This is a genomic window from Photobacterium sp. 270122K (assembly GCF_059941365.1).
This window is the reverse complement of the sequence record NZ_JBPOEN010000001.1, coordinates 515929-539845: the sequence shown is the minus strand read 5'-3', so window position 1 is coordinate 539845 and position 23917 is coordinate 515929. Positions and strand designations below refer to the sequence as shown.

Annotated in this window: 13 protein-coding genes and 3 pseudogenes; 10 read left to right on the top strand and 6 right to left on the bottom strand. The window is 50.3% G+C overall.

Annotation, left to right across the window (positions count from 1 at the left end; translation table 11 throughout):
- Positions 1-198: 198 nt before the first annotated feature.
- From ACSF8W_RS02415 to ACSF8W_RS02405, 3 genes and pseudogenes are all read left to right on the top strand, one after another.
- A pseudogene (locus ACSF8W_RS02415) lies at positions 199-4872 on the top strand (tandem-95 repeat protein); the annotation flags it as partial.
- Between the two features lie 36 nt (positions 4873-4908).
- Positions 4909-7185 (top strand): annotated as a pseudogene (locus ACSF8W_RS02410) (tandem-95 repeat protein); the annotation flags it as partial.
- On the top strand, positions 7171-8400 hold the full coding sequence (locus ACSF8W_RS02405) for a cadherin-like domain-containing protein (RefSeq protein WP_500844992.1): 1230 nt from the start codon (positions 7171-7173) through the stop codon (positions 8398-8400). The pseudogene ACSF8W_RS02410 and the gene ACSF8W_RS02405, both read left to right, overlap by 15 nt.
- A gap of 151 nt (positions 8401-8551) precedes the next feature.
- On the opposite strand, the gene ovoA is transcribed toward ACSF8W_RS02405, so the two are convergent.
- The gene (ovoA, locus tag ACSF8W_RS02400) at positions 8552-10666 is read right to left on the bottom strand and encodes a 5-histidylcysteine sulfoxide synthase (protein ID WP_500844709.1); all 2115 of its coding nucleotides are present in this window, start codon (positions 10664-10666) and stop codon (positions 8552-8554) included.
- Between the two features lie 191 nt (positions 10667-10857).
- On the opposite strand from ovoA, the gene ACSF8W_RS02395 reads away from it, so the two are divergent.
- Positions 10858-11445 (top strand): hypothetical protein, encoded by a 588-nt coding sequence (locus ACSF8W_RS02395; protein ID WP_500844707.1) that lies wholly within the window; start codon positions 10858-10860, stop codon positions 11443-11445.
- A gap of 104 nt (positions 11446-11549) precedes the next feature.
- On the opposite strand, the gene ACSF8W_RS02390 is transcribed toward ACSF8W_RS02395, so the two are convergent.
- From ACSF8W_RS02390 to ACSF8W_RS02375, 4 genes are all read right to left on the bottom strand, one after another.
- Entirely contained in the window at positions 11550-11858 is a 309-nt protein-coding gene (locus ACSF8W_RS02390) for a hypothetical protein (RefSeq protein WP_500844706.1), read from the bottom strand.
- 525 nt (positions 11859-12383) lie between these two features.
- Positions 12384-12956, bottom strand: a complete 573-nt coding sequence (locus tag ACSF8W_RS02385; protein WP_500844704.1) for a GNAT family N-acetyltransferase — start codon at positions 12954-12956, stop codon at positions 12384-12386.
- A 146-nt stretch (positions 12957-13102) separates the two neighbouring features.
- Positions 13103-13555 (bottom strand): SRPBCC family protein, encoded by a 453-nt coding sequence (locus ACSF8W_RS02380; RefSeq protein ID WP_500844702.1) that lies wholly within the window; start codon positions 13553-13555, stop codon positions 13103-13105.
- 931 nt (positions 13556-14486) lie between these two features.
- Positions 14487-15032 carry a hypothetical protein gene (locus tag ACSF8W_RS02375; protein ID WP_500844701.1) on the bottom strand — a complete coding sequence of 182 codons (546 nt, stop codon included), beginning with the start codon at positions 15030-15032 and terminating at the stop codon, positions 14487-14489.
- Positions 15033-15246: 214 nt separating this feature from the next.
- Here ACSF8W_RS02375 and ACSF8W_RS02370 point away from each other — a divergent pair, with 214 nt between their 5' ends.
- From ACSF8W_RS02370 to ACSF8W_RS02355, 4 genes are all read left to right on the top strand, one after another.
- Complete coding sequence (locus ACSF8W_RS02370; protein ID WP_500844699.1) at positions 15247-15630, top strand: hypothetical protein; 384 nt, start codon at positions 15247-15249, stop codon at positions 15628-15630.
- 102 nt (positions 15631-15732) lie between these two features.
- A complete protein-coding gene (locus tag ACSF8W_RS02365; protein ID WP_500844697.1) occupies positions 15733-16356 on the top strand; it encodes an NAD(P)H-dependent oxidoreductase in 624 nt (207 codons plus the stop codon).
- Positions 16353-18281, top strand: coding sequence for a monovalent cation:proton antiporter-2 (CPA2) family protein (locus ACSF8W_RS02360; RefSeq protein WP_500844695.1), 1929 nt, complete (start codon positions 16353-16355; stop codon positions 18279-18281). Before ACSF8W_RS02365 ends, ACSF8W_RS02360 begins: the two co-directional genes overlap by 4 nt.
- Positions 18282-18835: 554 nt before the next feature.
- Positions 18836-20044, top strand: coding sequence for a NupC/NupG family nucleoside CNT transporter (locus tag ACSF8W_RS02355; protein WP_500844694.1), 1209 nt, complete (start codon positions 18836-18838; stop codon positions 20042-20044).
- Between the two features lie 103 nt (positions 20045-20147).
- Here the strand turns inward: ACSF8W_RS02355 and ACSF8W_RS02350 are convergent.
- A pseudogene (locus ACSF8W_RS02350) lies at positions 20148-21089 on the bottom strand (NAD(P)-dependent oxidoreductase); the annotation flags it as partial.
- A 173-nt stretch (positions 21090-21262) separates the two neighbouring features.
- Between ACSF8W_RS02350 and ACSF8W_RS02345 the strand changes: the two are divergent.
- Both ACSF8W_RS02345 and secD read left to right on the top strand, forming a co-directional pair.
- Positions 21263-21862 (top strand): hypothetical protein, encoded by a 600-nt coding sequence (locus tag ACSF8W_RS02345; protein ID WP_500844692.1) that lies wholly within the window; start codon positions 21263-21265, stop codon positions 21860-21862.
- A 240-nt stretch (positions 21863-22102) separates the two neighbouring features.
- Entirely contained in the window at positions 22103-23917 is a 1815-nt protein-coding gene (gene secD, locus ACSF8W_RS02340) for a protein translocase subunit SecD (RefSeq protein WP_500844690.1), read from the top strand.

Sequence of the window (23917 nt, the reverse complement as noted above, 5' to 3'; positions counted from 1 at the left end):
TATCTCTCATTGCATGATGTGTTGCTTTTTTAGCTGTTCTTTGTGTTGCTTTTTTGTATGTAAGTGTGCGTAAGATCTCTATTTTTTCCATTAGTGCGTAAATTGTTTTCGATATGTTTGCCAATTGCTGAGCGCTGAACTTTTCTATATGAAGAGAAATTTTTTGTATGCGAAAGCTGACAACGTACGGAGGCGATAATGGCGAGTAATACGCATCAAGGGCGAGAAAATGAACAAGATAGTACGCTGAATAATGCGGTGGAACATCAAGCCACGCCGGATAAAGGAACTGACGAACACCGTGCCGCTGAAAGGGATAATCAGCAAAGCACTTTAGCGGCGACGACGGCGACGGGAGCGGAATCCGCTGACCAAAATACCCATGCCAACCGTGCGAGTGATTCAGCCTCCGCCCCTGAAGATCCAACGCAACAAGGGGAGCAACGTCAGGTCGAGGAAAGCACCGCCCCCCAAGGTGCATCGCAGAGCCATCGAGCATCAGACGTCGATGAGACGCAGCCAGTCAATAATGGCCGTGACGAGGCAGAAGACGGCGGCCCCGTGGGAGGGCAGGCGGTGGGCGGTAATGCACCCGCGCGATCGGCTTCTCAGGATACAGATGATAATGGACGTGGTGATAATACCGTATTATCGGGTGACTCCGGTTCGGCGAGCGCGGGAACCTCCGGTGGTGTTGCATCAGGGCAACAGAGTGACGCCGTTGATACGGCCTCCACGACTGAAACGTTTGAAGTTGATGTCGCAAATGCGGTAACCAAAGAGGCGATCGAAGACGACGTTGACACTGCGACCCTATCTGAAACGTTTGAAATTCAAATCGACAGTGTGAATGATGATGTTGTGATTGATACGGACGCCCCGACGATTTCAATCAGCGGTGTTGAAGACAATCAGGTGGTGATCACCGAGGCAGAATTACTTGCCAATGCCAGCGATGTGGATGGCGATGAGTTAACGGTTTCTGAGCTGACAATAGACAATGCCAGCGTCGAAACGCGGGTTGATCCGGAAACCGGTGACAAGACATTTGTGGTCACGCCCGATGCCGATGTGAATGGTGCATTGGAGATACAGTTTACGGTGTCTGATCAGCAAGGCAGTGAAGTTGCATCTACCGCCACGTTAGATTTGGCCGCGGTGAACGATGCAGCCGTGGTCGCGCAAGACACTGACGTTGCTGGCTCCGAAGATACCGACGTGATCTTCACGCAGGAAATGCTCTTAGAACACGCCACCGATATCGACAGTGACAACCTGACCGCGGAAAACCTCACTATCGCGCCAGAATACGGTGAAGTGGTCGATAACGGTGACGGTACGTTCACCTTCACGCCAATCGCGGATTATAACGGCGATGTGCCGTTCACCTTTGATGTGAATGATAACGATGGGGCGGTGACGCCAGCGTCTGGCAATGTCGATTTAGCGGCTGCCAACGATGCCCCTGTATTGGCGGAGACATCATTCACGCTCAATGAAGATGGTGCTATCACCATAGATCCTGCTGCGCTGTTGGAAAATGCCACTGACATTGATGGTGATGTGCTGTCTATTTCCAATATCACTTCTGATGCCAATGGCTCTGTCACGCAAAACGATCAGGGTGAGTGGGTTTACACCCCTAATGAAGATTACAGCGGTGAGGCGGAACTGACGATCACCGTGTTTGATGGCACGGCGCATACGGATTTCACTGCCCCTGTGACCGTTACGCCAGATGCGGATGTGCCGTCATTAACGGTATCACTGACAGATACCTCCCCGGATGCAGGCGGTGGTCAGCCGACGATCCAGATTTTCAATGTGAGTCAGCAAGTCCAGCCCGCATCACCGGCGAATACCTTTGATGAAGATACGCCAGTACCGCTCAATATTACCGCCGCGGTTACGGATACCGATGGGTCGGAGTCCATGCAGTCATTGGTGCTTGATGATCTGCCGGATGGCGCGACGTTAACCGATGGTACGCACACGTTTACCGCTGAAGAGGGCAGTAATAGCGTAGATATTACCGATTGGGATGTAGCACAGCTTACCTTCCAGGGCGCGGAAAATTTCCACGGTTCAGTGTCACTGTCGCTAACAGCGACGTCACAAGAAGACAGCACCCTATCCGATGACTCTCCCGAGGTCGCTTCAACGACCACTACCATCGATTTTGACATCGTTCCCGTGAATGATGACGTGGTGATTGATGACGATGAAAGTCTCGATTTTGCCACCCAAGAAGACACTGCGATGGTGATCGCCGAAGCCGAATTACTGGCTAATGCCAGTGATGCCGACGGTGACAGTTTGATGGCCTCGAACGTGACGATGGACAATGGCAGTGTCCAGTTAGTGGTGGATCCGGACAGCGGTGAGCGGTCTTTTGTTATCACGCCGAATCAGGATGTGCATGGTGATTTTACCTTGCATTTTGATGTGTCGGACGGCAATGGCAGCGTGGTTGCGTCAAACGCACAACTGGCTGTTTCGCCAGAGAATGATGCCGCCGTGGTCGCGCAAGACACTGACGTTACTGGCAGCGAAGACACCGATGTCATTTTCACGCAGGACATGCTGCTTGAACACGCCACGGATATCGACAGCGATAACTTGACCGCCGAAAACCTCACTATCGCGCCAGAATACGGTGATGTAGTGGATAACGGCGACGGTACGTTTACCTTCACGCCAACGGCAGATTACAACGGCGATGTGCCGTTCACCTTCGATGTGAACGATAACAATGGGGCTATTACGCCAGCGTCTGGCAATTTGGAACTGGCGGCGGTAAACGATGCCGCAGTGGTCGCGCAAGATACCGACGTTACTGGCAGCGAAGATACTGATGTCATTTTCACGCAGGACATGCTGCTTGAGCACGCTACGGACATCGACAGCGACAACCTGACCGCGGAAAACCTCACTATCGCGCCAGAATACGGCGAGGTGGTGGATAACGGCGACGGCACGTTCACCTTCACGCCCGCTCAAGACTTCAACGGCGATGTGCCGTTCACGTTTGATGTGAACGACAACGATGGGGCGATCACCCCCGCGTCTGGCAACTTGGAACTGGCGGTGGTAAACGATGCGGCGGTCGTAGCCCAAGATACCGACGTTACTGGCAGCGAAGATACCGATGTCATTTTCACGCAGGACATGCTGCTTGAGCACGCTACGGATATTGACAGTGACAACCTGACCGCTGAAAACCTCACTATCGCGCCGGAATACGGTGATGTAGTGGATAACGGTGACGGTACGTTCACCTTCACGCCCGCTCAAGACTTCAACGGCGATGTGCCGTTCACCTTCGATGTGAACGACAACGATGGAGCGATCACCCCAGCGTCTGGCAATTTGGAACTGGCGGCGGTAAACGATGCGGCGGTCGTAGCCCAAGACACCGACGTTGCCGGCAGCGAAGATACTGATGTCATTTTCACGCAGGACATGCTGCTTGAACACGCTACGGATATCGACAGTGACAACCTGACCGCTGAAAACCTCACTATCGCGCCAGAATACGGTGATGTAGTGGATAACGGCGACGGTACGTTTACCTTCACGCCAACGGCAGATTATAACGGCGATGTGCCGTTCACCTTCGATGTGAACGATAACAATGGGGCTATTACGCCAGCGTCTGGCAATTTGGAACTGGCGGCGGTAAACGATGCCGCAGTGGTCGCGCAAGATACCGACGTTACTGGCAGCGAAGATACTGATGTCATTTTCACACAGGACATGCTGCTTGAGCACGCTACGGACATCGACAGCGACAACCTGACCGCGGAAAACCTCACTATCGCGCCAGAATACGGCGAGGTGGTGGATAACGGCGACGGCACGTTCACCTTCACGCCCGCTCAAGACTTCAACGGCGATGTGCCGTTCACGTTTGATGTGAACGACAACGATGGGGCAATCACACCAGCGTCTGGCAACTTGGAACTGGGGGCTGCGAATGATGCCGCCGTGGTCGCGCAAGACACTGACGTTACTGGCAGCGAAGACACCGATGTCATTTTCACGCAGGACATGCTGCTTGAGCACGCCACGGATATCGACAGTGACAACCTGACCGCTGAAAACCTCACTATCGCGCCAGAATACGGCGAGGTGGTGGATAACGGTGACGGTACGTTCACCTTCACGCCAGCGGCAGATTATAACGGCGATGTGCCGTTCACGTTTGATGTGAACGATAACGATGGGGCGATCACGCCAGCGTCTGGCAACTTGGAACTGGCGGCGGTAAACGATGCGGCGGTCGTAGCCCAAGATACCGACGTTACTGGCAGCGAAGACGCCGATGTGGTCTTCACGCAGGACATGCTGCTTGAGCACGCCACGGATATCGACAGCGATAACTTGACCGCTGAAAACCTCACTATCGCGCCGGAATACGGTGATGTAGTGGATAACGGTGACGGTACGTTCACCTTCACGCCTGCTCAAGACTTCAACGGCGATGTGCCGTTCACGTTTGATGTGAACGATAACGATGGGGCGATCACGCCAGCGTCTGGCAACTTGGAACTGGCGGCAGTAAACGATGCGGCGGTCGTAGCCCAAGATACCGACGTTACTGGCAGCGAAGATACCGATGTCATTTTCACGCAGGACATGCTGCTTGAGCACGCTACGGACATCGACAGCGACAACCTGACCGCTGAAAACCTCACTATCGCGCCGGAATACGGTGATGTAGTGGATAACGGCGACGGCACGTTCACCTTCACGCCAACGGCAGATTACAACGGTGATGTGCCATTCACGTTTGATGTGAACGACAACGATGGGGCGATCACGCCAGCGTCTGGCAACCTTGATCTTGCTTCTGTGAATGATGAAGTCGTTGCCGCAGATGATAGTCGCCTTGACGGTAATGACCCGATGATCCGTTTGGAGGCGGTACCAACGCACGGCTCAGTACAATGCCTCGATCAGGACGGGGAATGGACCGATATGCAGGTCGGTGTTGAATATCCTGCGGATACTCAAGTGCAATTTGTCCCGGATGCGGAAGACGTGCAAGCGGGAACGCGCGATATTCGCGTAGGCAGTTTTGACAGTGATACCTCAACCCAAATATTTGATGGTACCGCCAAGGTCGAAGACTGGGGCGAGGTAGATGGCAATACCGCCGTGTATAAAGAAGATGGCGTGACGATCACCACCGAAGTCAATACCGGTGAGTTGGCGGCATGGAATGGCGCGGGCAGCCATGTAGGGGCGGGGATCGGTAATGAAAGCCGTCACGGTTTAGATACCAATGAAATGCTCACGGTGACGGTCGAAGGGGAAGACGTTAATCAGATCACCTTCCAATTAGATGGCTTGGGTGGGTATTTTGATGAAACCAGCCGCAATGCGACGGAAGTGTTGATCACGGCCTATGACGAAGATGGCAACTTGATTGATGCGCAGGGCGGGTATCGCGAGTCCGGTGAATATCAAGATAGCTATGTGTTCACAACGGATGTACCGGTACACCACTTTACGCTGGGTACCACGGGCAGCAATGGCACCTATGTCGTGCAAAACATGACAGTGTCACGGACGATGTCTGATGAGATTCAGATGACAACCATTCAACCGGATGGTAGCGAAGTGCTGAATGCCGTGTCGTTGGATTTGAACCACAGCGGTGCCAATGATCCGATTGATGTGACAGAGCAACTGGTGGATGTGAATGACAGCATTACCTCTCGCCCGATTGAGGTGGAAGAAGACGGACAGCTGATCATTAACCCCGCAGACTTACTGAAAAATGATACGGATGCAGACGGCGATCTGCTAACGATTGTCGGTGTTGAGGCGACGGAAGATACCCATGGCGAGGTGTCACTGGACGATGACGGGAATGTTGTCTTCACGCCAGATGCCGATTACAACGGGCCGGCATCGTTTACTTACACGGTATCTGATGGCAATGGCTCTACGGATACCGCGACCGTGACGGTCGATGTGACCCCCGTGGATGATGAACCGGTGGCGCCAACCGTGATGATGAGCGGTGATGAAGATCAAGTACTGGTTATTGATCCCGCTTATATCCTCAAGCAAGCCTCTGATGCCGACGGCGATCAACTCAGCCTTGAAAGTTTATCACTGAAACAGCCCGCGACGGGCCAGTTACAACTGCAACAAGATGGTATGTATCACCTGATCACACCGCCGGACTTTAATGGCTTGATTGAACTGGATTATCAAGTCTCGGATGGCGATAACATGGTTGATGGCAGCATGAAAGTGGATGTGATGCCTGTCAATGATGCGCCTTTCCATGGTGGTAACGCACACTTAACGACCCATGAAGATGGCGCTTTTACTTTTAAAGCCGACGATATGCTGGATTTGTTCGGCGATATTGACGGTGATGATCTCGTGGTATCGAAAGTGATCACCGCGGATGGCGAAGAAGGCGGTGAAGTCACCCAAAATGAAGACGGGAGTTGGACGTTCACACCGGCTGAAAACTATGCGGGCACCGCGGAGTTACACGTTGAGGTTAGTGATCCGAGCGGGGCGACCACCTTGCTTGAAATGCCTGTCTTTATTCGTCCCGTTGCGGATGGCGCGGTGATCACGACCGATCATGACGGCCCTTTGGTGTTTGATGAAGATACCACAGGCTTGTTGGGCTTGAACGTTGATATGGTTGACGCGTCAGAGCAACTGAGCCACTTAGTGATCACCGGCTTCCCGGTGGGCTTTGAAGTCTCTGATGGGGTGAACAGTATGGTGATCACCGAGCCGGGCCAAGTGGTGGATATTACCGAGTGGAGCTTTAATGATTTAGCCCTGACGCCGCCGGAGGATTTCAGCGGGAATTTCTTTGTCACGGTGTCTGCAACCACCGCAGATTATGGCGAAGAGTCATCGAGTCAACTCACTGAGCCGACCGACGGGTATACCGATTTCAGTACCGCGCAAGATGAAGCGCTGTTGCTGACCGTGGATGATTTACTCGACATGGCTGATGGTATTGATACCCAAGACACGGATGGCGTTCAGGGTGTGCACTTGATTGACCGCAGCCAAGGTGAGCTGACGGATAATGGCGATGGTACCTGGTCATTTGTGCCGAGTGAAGGGTTCACTGGCGATGTGGATTTTGCCTACCAAGTGCAGCAAGGTGAGACGTTGCTGGATGTGCAAAGCAGCATTTCAGTGGATGACGCGCCGGATCCTGATGCCAAGCAGGCACCCACGGTGGATCAGATTGTGACGACGGATCTTGGGGCGGGCAATACCTTAACGTTTACGCCGCAAGACATGCTGAATCAGCTTTCAGAGAGTGAGGGCGGTACACTCAGTATTGAATCGGTACAGCTAATCAGTGGCCAAGGGGTGCTTGAAACGCAAGCGGACGGCAGTTACAGCTTTACGCCTGCCGAGGGATACAGCGGTGAAGCGCAAATCGCCTTTGTAGCAACAGACGGCGACGAGAGTGTTCGCAGTCACTTTAATGTCGATGTCGCCGACGCCGAACCGAGTGCGGATTTTATGCTTGATGAGATGGGGGCGTTGATACTGACCGCCGATGATATGCGTGAGTCGTTGGGCTTAGACGACACGGCGGCGATCACGCAGGTGGATTATCACGGTGAAGCCGGTACCTTGCTTGAAGAGAGCGATGACCAGTGGGTATTTTGGAGTGATGATGACTTTGCCGGTCAACTGGATGTGGAAGTAACGACACAAGACGGTGATACATCCTCAGTGCATGATCTGAGCCTGACCGTGGATGAATATCAAGAGCCGGGGGCGCAGCAGCAAGCCTTTAGCGCTAACCGTGCCGAAGAGCCAGACGGCGCAGACAATGCGCCAGTGGATGTGGATAGTCAAACCGTCGTTGAAGACGGTGTTCAAGAGGAATCCACTGAGGCGGATATTACCGCGGCACCGGGGAGTGAGGTGCGTTTGTCATTGCCGGATGAGATCACGGACAATGCCGACGTACAGCAAGTCGAGATTTCAAATTTACCGGATGGGGCCAGTTTAAATACCGGTATTGCGGATGGCGAAGGGAACTACACCATCAGCGGGGATTTATCGCAACCGATCACGATGGCCTTGCCTGAAGAGGGAGAAGGCACCACAACCCTTCACCTCGAAGGGCAAACAGAGATCGGCACACCGGTTGACGACGCACAAGGCAGTATCACGATTGAGGTGGATGATGCGTATGCGATGCAATCGGGCGGGCGTCCGGCAGAATCACCACAAGGCTTGCAAGATGACACCGCACAAGGGGATTGGACGCAAGGTGATAACACTAACCAAGGCGTGGATGTGATGGATGACAGTGCGTCTTATGATAATGACAATGCGGGTGGGCAGCCGGAAGATGCGGGCATGATGGATGACAGCTATCAATAATCGCGAGCAATCATGACGTACTCAGAACGGAATAAGCGCCCGACGGTCAACTCACGGCAGTTCAAGGCTGACGGTGAGATGAAGAAATGAAGAAAGGATGAAGGAAAGAAGAAGGCCACGCATGACATTGCGTGGCCTTCTTTTTTTGCCGTTAGCGTTTCCGCCAAATGGTCATTTCTGACAAGGTGTGCTGAAACTTACGTTTTGTTTCGCGGATCACAAATGGGATGGCTTTTACTGCCACCAGTTCAAATTGCGGGATCAAGGTTTCTGTTAACCCGTCTAACGTGGTGAAGTTCTCCCCATTGACTTTAACGCCGCCCAGCCAGTGTTGTTTGGGCGTGTACTCCTCCAGCCACGTATACGGCGAGGCGATCACCAAATAGCCTCCGGGTTGGATACGCTGGTGGATGGTGGTTAGGAAGCGTTTCGGATCGCCCAAGCGATCAATCAGGTTTGAGGCATACACCAAGTCATAACCGGTAAACTGCGGTTTGAGGTTGCAGGCATCCCCTTGCGAAAAGTGCACCTTGTCGGCGACGGTTTGGTAGCCCAATTCGGTCAGTGTTACGCTTTTGAACTCCACGAGATCGCCTTCCGTTTTTATTGTGTAGCGTTTTTCGCCTTGTTCGATCAATGAATAGGCTTGCTGAATAAAGCGGGCGGAAAAGTCGATGCCATCGACATGATCAAAAGTGTTGGCCAGTTCCAGCGAAGCACGACCGACGGAGCAGCCGATGTCTAACGCTTTGCGGTGATGAGGCAGTTGCACCTCTTGCAAACATTGTTTGACCCCGTTGAGGCTGAAATTCGGTACCGAGAAATATTCCGCCCCGTAATGAAACTCCAGATATTGTGAAATCACTTCATCGGTTTCATAGATATTCAGGCGCGTCATGGATTCAGGATCTTGCTGGGATTCAACATAACGAAACCCCGCATGCTGATAAAAGTGACGGCGAAATGCATAGCGTGAGGACTGTGTTGCTTCGTTGCCCGTCGAAATCCAAGATCCGCCTTTGATCAGGGTGTGTTTGCCGTCAAACGTGGGGGTAGAGAAGTCGTCATATAACGGGTGCACGGCAAAGCCCTGAAAGCCATCCATGGCGGTTTCTGTCCATTGCCAGACGTTACCGACGATGTCACCAAATCCTTCATGCACAAAACGGTCAACCGGACAGGACGACGCATAATAGTGCAACTCTATGTTGCCTGGTGGTTCATCCCAGTGGGGCGAGTCTTGGTCGATATTCTGCCGTAACAGGTACCATTCTGCTTCGGTGGGTAAGCGTATTGGCCGTTGCAGTTGTTCGGCTTTCCAGTGACAAAAGGCTTTGGCTTCCAGTTGATTGACTTCCACGGGCCAGTTACGTGGCAGTGGGATCTCTTCCGTGAGGTTGCGCTGAAACCATTGTTGATCCCGATAGCGCCAAAAACGGGGCATGGTGGCTTGGGTAAAGGCCAACCACGCTTTGCCTTCATCATTCCAAAAGCGCGGATGACGGTAACCGTCGGCCTGCACAAAGGCGAGAAACTCTTCATTGGAAACCAAATACTGGCTGGCTTGAAAATCCTCCACCTGACAGGGCTGTTCGCCGTATTCATTGTCCCAGCCATAAGTCTCGGAATCCGTGCTTTTCCCGAGCGTAATGTGCCCTCCGGAAACGGACAGTAACGCGTTGTCTGGTGCCGTGCCGGTGTCGTGACACGCAGACCAGAGAGGATGGGGGGTGACCAACGACAGCGGGAGTTGACGAATGATCACCGATGAAGTTTCAAGGTGGATCCGCTCATGTTCGATCCCCATTAAAATCACCCATGCTGCGGAGTCTTGCGTGATAGGCAGTGACAACGGTAGGGTATCAATCAATGTCATCACGCAGGTGTGTACGGCATCGCGGTATTGTTTCACGGCCTCGACGCTTGGCCAGTCATAGTGGTTCTCATCCAGATCATCCCACGACATTTCATCCACCCCAATGGCAAACATGGATTCCAGGTGGGGGTTTATACGATGATCGAGGTATTTACCGAGTTTGAGTTTGTTGATGTAAAAGGTCGCCGTGTGGCCGAAATAAAAGATGAGAGGGTGACGAAGCGGTTCTGCTTTGAGGTAAAACCCGTCATCTGACTGGATGACGTCAAACAGGGATTCATATAAGCCCCATGTTTGGGAGAAAGCCTGTTTCAGTTGTTGGCGTTTTTGTTCTGGATCATCGCCCGACAAGAGCACGGTACGTGTTGCATGAAGCATCGCGTTATCCATTGAAAAGCATTCCTTTTTAAAGTCATAACCTTTTTAAAACGTACTTATAAAGGTAGACAGAAGGGGGCCAACCTACCAAAAAACAATGTCCCCGTTGCGGTGTCGAAATAAGGCTATTCACCCATATTAGGCCGCTTTTGCCATACTGAAGGGTATGTACAGCGTAACGTGGAAGGAGTAGCAGGGAGGCGATGGATGATGATCAAACAAAACCAACCGGTCAGCGTTCGTGGACGATTTGTCGGTGGTTGCCCACATGGGTCGTGGTAGGGCTGGGATTATTGCTGAATATCGTCTCGGCCTTGATGACCAATTTTTACATTGATGATGCAACCCAACAGGCCAATGTGTTGGTGCAAGAGCAACAAAGCAACGACAAACTGATCCGTCTGGTATGGCAACAGGTCGAAACCTTGTCACGAAAGAGAGAGCACATCATGACCGTTTTAACCGTGAGTGAGGTGTCAGGCCAGCAGATACCCGCAGCGATTGAGATTGAAATGGCGAAAGCGCTAGGCGACTGGCTCCCTCAAGCACCAGAAACGATCAGTGTGGCGACGTTACCGACCATAACGGCGCAATTGGATGAGGCACAACGTGCGTTGCGGGATAAGGTTGATCGGCTGTATTTGGATAATTTACAGTTGATTGCTGAACACGCCCAGAAGATGGAAGACATTTCCCGCATGCGTAATTTGGCGTTGTTCTTACAGATGATCGGATTGGCATTGGTATTGGCGCGGGATTTGAATCGGCGTGATTATACGTCTCATGTGTAATCAACGCGGGTGTAATCAACAAGGCACCCCGTTGGATGCCTTGTTGGTGATAAACAATCTATCAATATTAAACAAGCGGTTAAAAATGGACGTCGTTAGATTTATTATTTGTTCGTAGAGTGGAACGCAAAGCGAGATGACGTTTTACCGTCTTCCGTGGTGGCTTTGTATTTGATTGAACGTGAATTCTCTAAGGTAAGTGGAATAAACACACGGCCATTTTCGTCAGTTTGGTAGGTTTGGCGTTGTTGTGGCACGTTGGCCACGCTTACAGATGCATTAGCAGCAGGTTGACCGTTATTGGTCACGGTTACCCATGCCCCGTTGTGGGTGTCTGCCACACGGATGTCTGCAAAAGCAGAAGAGGACATCAGGATAACGGCTGCTGTTGTTAATACTTTTAAGTTCAACATAATCTACACCTCATTGCTTGTTATTTGTCGCTTTAATTAGCGTTTCTATCGTTTTCCGTTGTAAAGGCTTACTGTCATATTCACAACATAAGACCAGCCTTGAATGCGTATCTTTCACGTTATGACGTTTTTTTTACTGAATGCTTTCCATTCAAGCGCTTACCAATCACACGTCATGAAGAGCAGCTTGTTACCCCCTGTCATTATGGGCATTGTGTCATGCGCTTTTATCGACGCGCCTGAAAGATACGTCAGGTTCCCTTAAAGTGATCATTGTTAGTATAGCTATTGGCTGATTAAGGGGGGGATGAAATGTGTTGATACAGGAGGCGATGTGATGTAATGCATTGTTATATAATAGGGTATCTTGTTTTGCGATGCTGAGAATGTATCGATGCGATGGACAAATAGGGCTGCAAAACAGTATGCCTTCAAGAGTGTCACGTATGTCGATGTGTATCATATGGCGCGACTACGCGACTCACTGTGTGACTAATGGATTGCAAAATAAAGGGTTTCCCCTGCTCATGACAGAGCAGGGATAGGTTCGGGTTGTTTGATGTCTTCCGGACGCGTCATTTCGTAATATTCGAGATCGACCGACAGGCGATCAACGCGCAGGGCATCGGTTTTGGTCATGACATGTCGCATGCCGATTTTTTGCATCACTTTCCCAGGCTGTGTTTCTTGGCTGTAGTGTTGACCGTAAATGGTATCGAGTTGAAGGCGCTTGAAGCCAAATTCAGTAATACGTTCAGCCGCTTCGGTGCAGTAGCCTTGTCCCCAAAACGGCACTCCAATCCAATAACCGAGCTGAGCTTTACCATCGGCAATGTTATGCAGGCCGATGCAACCAATGAGTTGATAGGAGGATTTGAGGGTAATCGCGTAAATCGCAGAGTGGCCACGGTGCCAATCGGCAAGCAGTTTTCCAATCCATTGACCGGCCACACCGTCAGTGTAGGGGTGGGGGATATTGATGGTGCCATTGGCGATTTGTTCTTCGCCCGCTAATTGTTGCACCTTGTGCGCATCGGAAAGCTGAAAAGGGCGAAGTATTAAGCGCGAGGTGGTCAATAACGGCTGATGTTGCATCATAGTAAATCCTTAAACAATGAATAGAGATTCATAGTAAAGAGCGATAGCCCCTGTTGGCTATCGACTGGATCAAATTACATGCCGAATTTTATATTCACGTTACAGTGTGGCTAACAGACGGATGAGGCAGATTGGCCCCAAGAGAGCTATGGAGAAGGCGATTGCCAGGTTAACTCACTGTAGGCAGCAAGGTTGAGCAGGGCTTTTTTGATTCTGCGTTTAAAAAAGTAACCAACCAGCCAGCCGGTACCGCATACTTTGGGACTGAAAATAATACGGTAGTGGATCAGACTGTGTTCTGCGCTGAGGCTCTGGAGTTTGATCCAGCCGCCGTGTTCTTTAACGGGCCCCCCTTGGATGATCTTGTATTGCAGGTGTTCATTTTCTTTGTAAGCGATCACTTGTTCTTGAGTGGAAAACCAGCCATCAGAGACTTGGCGAATCGCACCAATGCCGTTGGTGTCCGGTTTGCCCGCGCGGATCAGAGTATAGTGCCCGCCAAAAAAGCGATCCAAATTGTCGTGATCGGCGAGCAGTTGGAACAAGACCGTTTTAGGGACATTGGCGGTTTGTTCTAACGTGATCGAATACATGCCCATGACAGTGGCCTTTTATGGGTTCATTTGTAAGGCTAACAGGTGATGGCAGGGTGTCAATGTGAGGCGGAAAGCCGTGTTTTTCGTGTTTTTTGCCTGTTATCACCGGGTGAAAACGGTGATGGCGTGATTTTTTTATGTTTATTTCAACCAAAATCCCGCTATCGTAAATAGGTATACTTTCAATGTGATAGCCGGAATTTATGAGGTATTTGAGTGAAATAAATGATGACAATCACAAAAAAAAGGCAAAAAGAGTATTGCAATATATGCAGTGGACTTTTATATTAAAGTTTGTTGATTGCAAAAAATAGAGGTGAAATTTTTCCTGCTGGAACCCTTAACTCGCAACTTAAGGTCATTTCAATTTCTCCCTCAATGCTTATCACAGTTCTTTAACTCCTGAATGTTCATCGAACCCAATCGCTCTGAAAGCGTCGTGTCGTTGTTTTTATCCAGTGAGTAATGACATTTTATATTTACCTGTTTGTCATACGGACGTCACAACATATCGGGTAAAGTAGAATGGTATGGAAGAGTAAGAACGGTATTAATTATTGAAATATCAACCTTACTCGTTTTGGAAAAATGAGAGGTGTATTATGGCTAATCGTAACCGTCGACAGTGGTTTTATCATCAGTCGCAGACTACTAGTCTAAAAAACAAATCGAAGTAATCTTACTTCTAAGAAGCGATGACGCTATCTTTATGATTTGTAAGCTGTAAAATGTGAATTGTAACAAAGTCGGCCAGAAACATGCAGTGATCCTATGTTTCTGGCAATATTTCTTTTTCCCGCCTTAATTTTCATCCCGTTTTATCTTCTGGCTGTTTTTCTTATTCGTAAATGACGTTGTTTCTTTTTATTTTGTCTTTACGCAAACGTTTCCCTGTTTTATTTGATACTTTACATGTTTATTTTATTTGACGGAGTCAGCGGTATATATTTCCACGAACTTCTACGCTGTCAGGAATGGACGTTACCGGTGCACCGCCGAGGAAAACATGGCCATCGACCACTAAATAAGTGGGCAGGGCAGTGATGCCGGTATTGGCAAGATAGAGATTCCCCCCAACATAAAGATACGGCGGCAATGTCGTTATTTTTGTTCCCATCAAACTTAAATCCCCTTTCACTTGTAACCCGTTATTCAGTGCCGTAATTTTTGAGTTTGCGACATTGATGTAACCTTCAACATGGATCATCAAGGGCAACGCGGTGATATCACTGTATGCTAAATTCAAATTCCCTTTGACCGTGAGGGATTGCGGGAGTTGCGTAATGCGGCTGTTTTCAAGATTGAGGTTACCCGTCACCGTTAGGGGATCGGGCAAGCGGATTTCTCCCATATTACGTAGCGTGATGTTACCGTAACTGTCCGTGAAGTTAAGGAGCTTATGTTCTGTCAGTTGCCAGGCGGCGTAGGATACGTGACTGGTAAACAGTAACGCTAGCGTTAACAGTGATAACCCCCCCACAGTGATGCGTGAAGCGGTTAAAGAAAGCCGTGAGGTGACAGGCTGTATGACAGAATGAGATTTAATGAGGGCTGAGCGATGCGACATAATCATTAGTGTTAATGGTATCAATAGTTCGCTGTCAACCTACCTCAATGTGTCCCGATGCGCGAGCAATAATTCAGGCTTTTCTCAACTACACTTGATGTAATTGAAGTGATCGGAGAGAAGCTGAATGTCAACGTGTCTGCACGGCGGCATGCGTCGCTTGAAGTATCTGCGAATCTGTTTGTATCTCTTGATCGGCGGGGTATGCAGTAGTGTGTGGTCGGTATATGCCGATACCATGGATGTGCGCTGCGATATTTATCCTCATGGTGCCAGTAAGCCTGCTGGTCAGTATTTTTGTGTGTTTTCTCAACGGCAGGGGCATGTCACGTTAGATCGTTCTGATGGGGTGTACTATGACTTCATGCCCATCGGGAATACCCCCGGTAATTACCGAGATAGCCACGGTCAGCCAGTGTATCGCCAGTCCGGATTGGGGAACGATGGCATAATCTTTAAGCTCAAAGAAGAGTCTGTTTATGTGTATTGGGATACATCAGGCCTAGAGTAAGGCCGATAAATACCATGAGTGAATTTGAACAACAGCATAAAAATCTTTAATCTAACGTCTTGTTTCCTCAATTAGATAGCAATGTTGCGCTAAAGGAAGATTATGTCAGGGATAAAAAATAAAATACTGATCCTATTTGCCCACCCGTCACCCGCTCGCTCAGAAGTTAATTTTCCACTGCTCCAAGCCTCTCAACAGCTTGAAGGGATCACGGTGGTTGATCTGTACCATGAATACCCCACGTTCAGGATCAATATCGACCGTGAGCAGCAACGGCTGCGTGATCACGATGTGATTATCTTTATGTTTCCCCTTTATTGGTATTCCACGCCCTCTATTTTAAAAGAGTGGCAAGATTTGGTGCTGGAATACGGTTTTGCGTATGGCTCTGAAGGGACCGCATTGCACGGTAAAGCCTTCTTTTGTGCCTTAACCGCTGGCGGGCCAGAATCGGCCTATTGTGCCGAGGGGTATAACCATTACACCTTGAAAGAATTGTTACAACCGCTGGAGCAAACGGCTATTTTGACAGGGATGGAATTTTGGGCCCCGTTTGCCTTGTTTAATGCGCGCATGGCGCAAGAAGAGCAGCGGGTTGCCCCGCATGTGGCCGACTGGCTGCGTTTGTTGCGGGCAATTAAGACTGACCGGATTGATCGTGAAGCGGCCCGCCGTATGCCTATTTTAAACAAGGATCTCGATGCGGTGATCAGGGAGGCGCAATGACCAGTTACTTTATTCAGGCCTTTATCTATCTATGTGCTGCCGTGATTGCGGTGCCGATTGCTAAACGCTTAGGGCTCGGCTCTGTGCTGGGTTACTTGATTGCGGGTGTGGTGATTGGCCCTGTGGTGGGGTTAGTGGGAGCGGAAACGTTGGCTATTCAGCATTTCGCTGAATTCGGTGTGGTCATGATGCTGTTTCTGGTCGGGCTCGAACTGGAACCGCGCATGTTATGGGATATGCGCCACCGCCTGTTAGGGTTGGGCGGCTTGCAGGTCGGGTTGACCACTGCGATAGTGATGGGGATTGCCATTGCTTTTGGCGTGGGGTGGACCATTGCCTTGGCGGTCGGTCTGATTTTTTCCCTGTCTTCCACCGCGATTGTTTTGCAAACCTTCAATGAAAAAGGGCTGGCGAAAACAGAAGGGGGACGCAATGCGTTCTCCGTGCTGTTGTTTCAAGATATCGCCGTGATCCCCATGCTGGCGTTGATCCCCTTACTGGCGTTGCCGGAATTGGTGCAGCAAGCACAACAATTGGCACAGCAAGCGGCGGAGCACCATGATGAATTAAGCCTTGTCGCAGGATTGCCGGGGTGGGGCTATGCCCTTGTGGTGATAGCTGCCATTGCCAGTGTGGTGGTGGGCGGGCATTACCTCAGTCGGCCGTTGTTTCGGTTTGTGGCGGAATCGGGGGTGCGAGAAATCTTTACCGCGACCGCGTTAATGTTAGTGATCGGCATTGCTGCGTTAATGAGCTTGGTGGGGCTGTCCCCGGCGTTGGGGACGTTTTTGGCCGGTGTCGTGCTCGCTAACAGTGAGTTCCGCCATGAGCTAGAATCCAATATCGAACCGTTTAAAGGCTTACTATTGGGGTTGTTTTTCATCACGGTTGGTGCCGGCATCGACTTTTCCGTGCTGTTCAGCCAGTTGTTTTTGGTGCTCGGACTGACGCTGGGTGTCATGCTGGTAAAAGCGACCGTGTTATTCGTACTGGCCCTGATTTTCCGCGTGAAAGGATCGGATCGGTATTTGCTGACTCTGAGTTTGGCGCAAGCCGGTGAATTTGGCTTTGTGCTACTCAGTTACTCGTCTCAGAACCATGTATTACCGGCTGATATCGCTCAAGTCTTGGCCTTGGTGGTGGCGATCTCCATGTTCTTAACTCCTGGTTTGTTTATTTTCTTCGATAAAGTGGTGTTGCCGCGTTTTGAAGATCAAGCCAATGATCGTGAAGCAGATACCATTGATGAAACCGGCTCGGTGATCATCGCGGGTATTGGCCGTTTCGGCCAGATCGTTAACCGCTTGCTGGTGGCAAATGGGGTAAAAACGGTGGTGCTTGACCATGAAGCGGGTCAAATCGATAACATGCGTGCGATACGTATCAAGAGCTATTTCGGCGATGCAACGCGGCCTGATCTGCTGCATACCGCCGGTATTGAAGACGCCAAATTGTTGGTGGTGGCGATTGATGATCCGGAGCGGGCCGTGGAGTTGGTGCATTACGTGAAACACACCTATCCCAAGGTGCGTATATTGGCGCGCGCGTATGATCGCGGTCATCACTATGCGCTACGCCACGCAGGCGCGGATTATATGATCAGCGAAACGTACCATTCAGCGCTGACATTAGGGACGCAAGCGTTGAAAGATTTGGGTATTCATCCCTTCCGTGCGGAGCAATTGCGCGAAACCTTCGTGGAAACCGAAACGCGCAGCAAAGAAATGCTGTACCAAGCATGGAAAGACAATACCGAAGACAGCAAGTTTAATGCGACTTACCGGGATCTGTTTATTCAACTTGAAGAAGCCTTGAGTGAAGAGATGAAAGCGGAACGGCACAGCAAGCAAGCCTCCTCGGAGCGTGGCTGGACACCGCCACCGAAAGGGTATGCGGATGTGATTGAAGATCTGCAAAAAGAATAATGGAAAGAGAATCAATAATTCAGTGCGTTCGCCGAGTTATCTCAATACTACCGACATGCACGCAGCCTACGGGCTGCGTTTTTTATGCCTAGCTGAATGAGAAACTGAACACAAGGGAAGCCCCTAATAATTCGGGCGAGGACGGTGGAATGTGACGAAGTTGACAGTTGGAAATATCTGCTTACATTTGATGATTATTTGTTCACTTGAAGACGCCTCACAAAAAAAATAGATTTTGGGGTTGTTAATGTGACCTATGTCTCTATATACTCCGCATCCGGCCAGAACCATAGAGTTCAGCCACCTGAGTTACAAGCTGTCACCACGGAGATGTGAACGACCCACGGAGTTGGACCGGCATTACTTTAGCTTGTTAATTAGGTGACTTGTATGTTGTACAGTTGGGCGGACAAATCCACACTTTCCAAACGTCTTTGTTTGGAACCTACCTATTTTGCTTTTTCCCCAAAAGCGATGTTCCCCGTTGTATGGCACGCAGTAACACCTTCATTTTTCGACACCCCAACACATAGACAAAGCAACAGGACGAAATAATGCAGTTGTTAATTAGTTTGGCCGGTATTTTGGTACTGGTATTGTGCGCGTACGCGCTATCTGAAAATCGTAAAGCCATTAACTGGCGTACGGTGGGTGGGGCGTTGTTATTGCAAGCCGGTTTTGCTGCTTTGGTGCTTTATTTCCCATTGGGACAGAAGATGCTAGGCGCAATGAGTAGTGGCGTTGCTAGCGTTCTCGGTTTTGCTGATGAAGGGATCAAATTCCTGTTTGGCGATCTGGCGACGACAGGTTTCATCTTCGCTGTTCGTGTTCTTCCTCTCGTTATCTTCATCAGTGCACTTATTTCCCTTCTTTATTACCTTGGCGTGATGCAATGGATCATCAAAGTGATCGGTGGTGGCATCCAAAAAGCGTTGGGTACAAGCCGTGCGGAATCTTTGGTCGCAACCGGTAACATCTTCCTGTCTCAGGGTGAGTCACCATTGCTTGTTAAGCCTTTCCTTGCGCAAATGACCCGCTCTGAACTGTTCGCCGTTATGGTGGGTGGTATGGCATCGGTCGCTGGTAGCGTGCTGGGTGGTTATGCTGGCCTGGGTGTGGATCTTAAGTACCTGATCGCAGCGAGCTTCATGGCGGCACCGGGTAGCCTGTTGATGGCGAAACTGCTGGTTCCTGAGCAGAGTGTTGCGGTTGAGCAAACAGACATCGAAATGTCGAAGAGCGACCACAGTAACGCGATTGATGCGTTGGCTGCAGGTGCGATGAATGGCATGAAAGTGGCTGTTGCTATCGGTACCATGCTGATTGCCTTCGTGAGTGTGATTGCGATGGCAAACGCAGGCCTAGAATCGTTGGGTGAATTGGTTGGTTTCCAGAACCTGACCCTACAAGGCATGCTGGGTTACTTGTTCTCACCATTGGCATTCATCATTGGTGTACCAGCAAACGAAATGCTACAAGCGGGCGCATTCATCGGTCAGAAAGTGATCCTAAACGAATTCGTGGCTTTCCTAGACTTCGTTAGCGTGAAAGAAACCCTATCGGCACACAGCCAAGTGATCATTACGTTTGCACTGTGTGGTTTTGCTAACATCGGTTCTATCGCGATTCAAATCGGCTCTATCGGTGTGATGGCACCAGAGCGTCGCGGTGACGTAGCAACTCTTGGCTTTAAAGCCGTGATTGCCGCTACCCTTGCGAACCTGATGAGTGCAGCACTAGCGGGTATCTTCATCAGCCTATAAGCTGAAACGTTACCTATCACGTGAGTGATAACGTAAAGCATAAAAAAAACCGCCGAATCGGCGGTTTTTTTGTGTCTGCTATCTCGCCCTAAATCGGTGCGGTTTAGCGAGACTCCTCATCAAACTGTTTGATCAGCACGGATGTATCCGCACGGCTGTAGCCTCGCTGCTGAAGTTCGGCGTATTTCGCATCCACTTGTGTTGCCAGTGGCAGGTCGACATTGCGCTTCTCTGCCGCATCAAAGCAGATGCCGAGATCTTTACGCATCCAATCAATGGCAAAACCAAAGTCAAAGCTATTATTTGCCATGGTTGCAGCACGGTTTTCCAACTGCCAAGACCCCGCCGCACCGTGTTTAAGCACGTCGGTCATCTTTTCGATGTCGAGGCCAGAGGCTTTCGCCAGCGAGATAGCCTCTGACAGCCCTTGCAGCACACCGGCAATACACAGTTGATTGGCCATTTTGGTGATCTGACCAAAGCCGGTATCACCCATCAGGGTTGTGGCTTTGGCAAAGCAATCCATTACCGGCTTGGCGCGCTCAAAGGTTGTTGCATCGCCGCCCACCATCACGGTCAGGCAGCCGTTAACCGCGCCCGCTTCACCGCCCGAAACTGGCGCATCCAAGAAATGCACGCCTTGCTCGGCCGCTAATGCCGCCAGCTCACGGGCGATTTCTGCAGAGGCTGTGGTGTTATCCACCAAGACAGTACCTGCGTTGACGCTTGATAAAATCCCGTTTTCACCGCAGTACACATGACGAAGATCGTCATCATTACCGACACACGTAAACACAAAGTCCGCGTCTTTTGCGGCGTCAGCAGGGGTGAGTGCGAATTGACCGGAGTAGGTTTGCGTCCACAGCTCTGTTTTAGTCGTGGTACGGTTATAAACGGTGACATTATGACCAGCAGCGGCTAAATGCCCGGCCATGGGAAAGCCCATTGTGCCAAGACCAATAAATGCTATACGGTAGGTTGTCATGTTTGCTTCCTTGTCGGTTGTTGAGCGTGTTTTTCTCTGTAATACGTTGAGATAACAAGCATATTGTTGTTATGAAAAGGGACACTATATACCCAAGCCTGCGAAATATGTAGGCGGGAAGGGAAAATGCATCCCAGAAAGCAGTGATGAGCGGGGGGAGGAGTGTAAAGAATCACTTGACTCTCAAGGGGCTTAGCCCTATTTTGCGTGAAGTCATAATAAGTGGTTTTGATATGTTCGCTGCATTTTTACGCGTTTTTCTGCTGATACTGTGTATAGGGGTCGCTGGCACTAGCCAAGCAAACCTGAATACACCTGTGTCTGGCGTGACGTCCAATGCACCCTACAGCGCGACATTAGCCACAGTATTACCGTCACCGGCCTCGGTGTCGTTACACCTCGCAGAATCCGCTTCTTTTGATCGTTTTTATGCTCAGGCACACCGTGATACCGCCCAAGTGTGGGAGGGATCTGACTACGCCGAATTAGAGTGGGATTTTGGCGATCAGGTATCGATGCGTTATGCCTCGCAGGAACAATCTCAAAGCAACCAGCATTCTACCGAAACGCGCAGTTTAGATCCGCTGTTAACTGGCGCATCGCGCATGGCGACCTTATTCCGTCATGATTCGGATGAGGGTGAGCCACTGTACTTGCTGGCCATCGAGCTGCCGATTGCCCCTGCGCCCAGTTTTGAAAAAGATTTCCGTATTGATTTCCATCCGAATGTGGACTGGATGCTCAATGTCGAACCTGCCAGCAACCGCCTTGCCGGTTGGAAGGACAGTAACCTCCTCTATAAGCGGCACCTCCCGCGCTTCTCTCGCGTTTAACTCCAGTATCAATCGCATTTTTATCGGTTAATGTGACGCTGCAAAGCGGCTACGTATTTATGCCTGTGTCTATCTTGAAGCCTCAGCAAAATGTGCGTGTACGCCAGTGATCCTTTAACCCCATTGACCGCCCTGCCCATCGTGGCTGTGACGGTGTGATTCTGATATCGGGAAACCGTGTTTCTCGATCGCTCGTGAGTCGTATTTGCTGCGCTCACCGGCATAATTTGGTGTTAAATCATGAGAAAAAAACAACCTCATCGGCTGCTTAATCATTATTCAGCATGGAAGTACGTAGTCTTAGCGATCACACTGGTTGTGATGATGCTCAGCGCGATTCCAACCTGGTACGGCGAAGATGCTGCGGTACAAATTGCAGCAAAAGGCGTGGCGACACCGGATGTAGTCACACTGCAAAAAGCCCTGATCGATCAGGGTATCGGCGTGAAACGTATCGAACAACAGCCCCATAAAACCGTCGTGATCCTTACTGACGAAGCGCAACAAACCAAAGCGCGCTCAGTGTTGATTAAACTGATGGGCTCAAAAAGTGAGCCGCAACTGACCTTAGCCATGGAGCCAGCCGCTCCGATTTGGTTGCAAGACATGGGTTTTGCCCCGATCAAACTGGGTTTGGATTTACGAGGTGGTGTGCAGTTCTTGCTTGATGTCGATGTGGATCAAGTCTTCGAAGCACAAACCGCACAGTTGCAAGACGAGTTGCGCCAAGCCCTTCGTAAAGAAGGGATCCGTGGCGGTCGTGTGGAAATGAAAGGGGATGATGCACTCTACGTACGTTTGCCGAATGATGAAGCGAACGGCCAGATCCGTCACTACATTCAAACACAATATCCCCAGTGGCAGGCGACGAATGGCGCTGGCAGTGGTCTGAATATTGTGCTGAAAGAAGCCGAGAAAACCGAAATTCGTAATATGACGGTGCAGCAAAACTTGCAGACCATGCGTAGTCGTATTGAAGAATTGGGTATCACCGAAGCCTTAGTGCAACGCCAAGGCGCAAACCGTATCCGTATTGAATTGCCGGGGGTACAAGATCCTGCCGCCGCGAAAAACGTGATCGGTGCAACGGCAAGTCTGGCGTTCTATCCGGTGAAAGATATCGGTCTGACCATGGTGTTGCCGGATGAAAATGGTCAGCCAGTCCGTGTTGCGCGTAAACCTATTTTAGGCGGTGACCATATTATTGATGCCCGTGCGAGCTTCGGTGAAATGGGGCAGGCAGAGGTGAACATTAATTTGGACACCACAGGCGGCAAGATCATGTCTGATTTCTCTGGCCGTAATATTGGTAAGCCGATGGCGACCGCGTTCAGTGAATACAGCCGAAACGCAGAAGGTAAAACGGTTAAAGAAAGCAAGATCATCAGTGTTGCAACCATTCAAAGCCAGTTGGGTAACCGCTTCCGTATTACCGGTGCGGGTTCAATGGAAGATGCTCAAGAGTTGGCCTTGCTACTGCGTGCCGGCTCGTTAACAGCACCTGTGACCATTGTTGAAGAACGTACGATTGGCCCAACACTGGGTGCGGAAAATATCACAAACGGATTTGCAGCGTTAGCATTGGGTATGGGCCTAACCTTACTGTTTATGGCGGTGTGGTACCGTCGTTTGGGTTGGGTGGCTAACGTGGCGTTGATTTTCAACATGATCATGCTGTTCGGTTTGTTGGCGATGATCCCTGGTGCAGTATTGACCCTGCCGGGTATCGCCGGTTTGGTATTGACCGTCGGTATGGCGGTGGACACCAACGTGCTGATCTTTGAACGTATTCGCGACAAACTAAAAGAAGGCCGTAGCCTTGCGCAAGCCATCGATCGTGGTTTTAGCAGTGCCTTTAGTTCTATCTTCGATGCGAACTTCACCACCATGATTACAGCCGTGGTGTTATACGCGATTGGTAATGGTCCGATTCAGGGCTTTGCGTTGACGTTGGGATTGGGTCTGTTGACCAGTATGTTTACCGGTATTTTTGCTTCTCGCGCCATTATCAATGTGGTGTGGGGCCGCGATGCACGTCATGAGGTGCGAATTTAA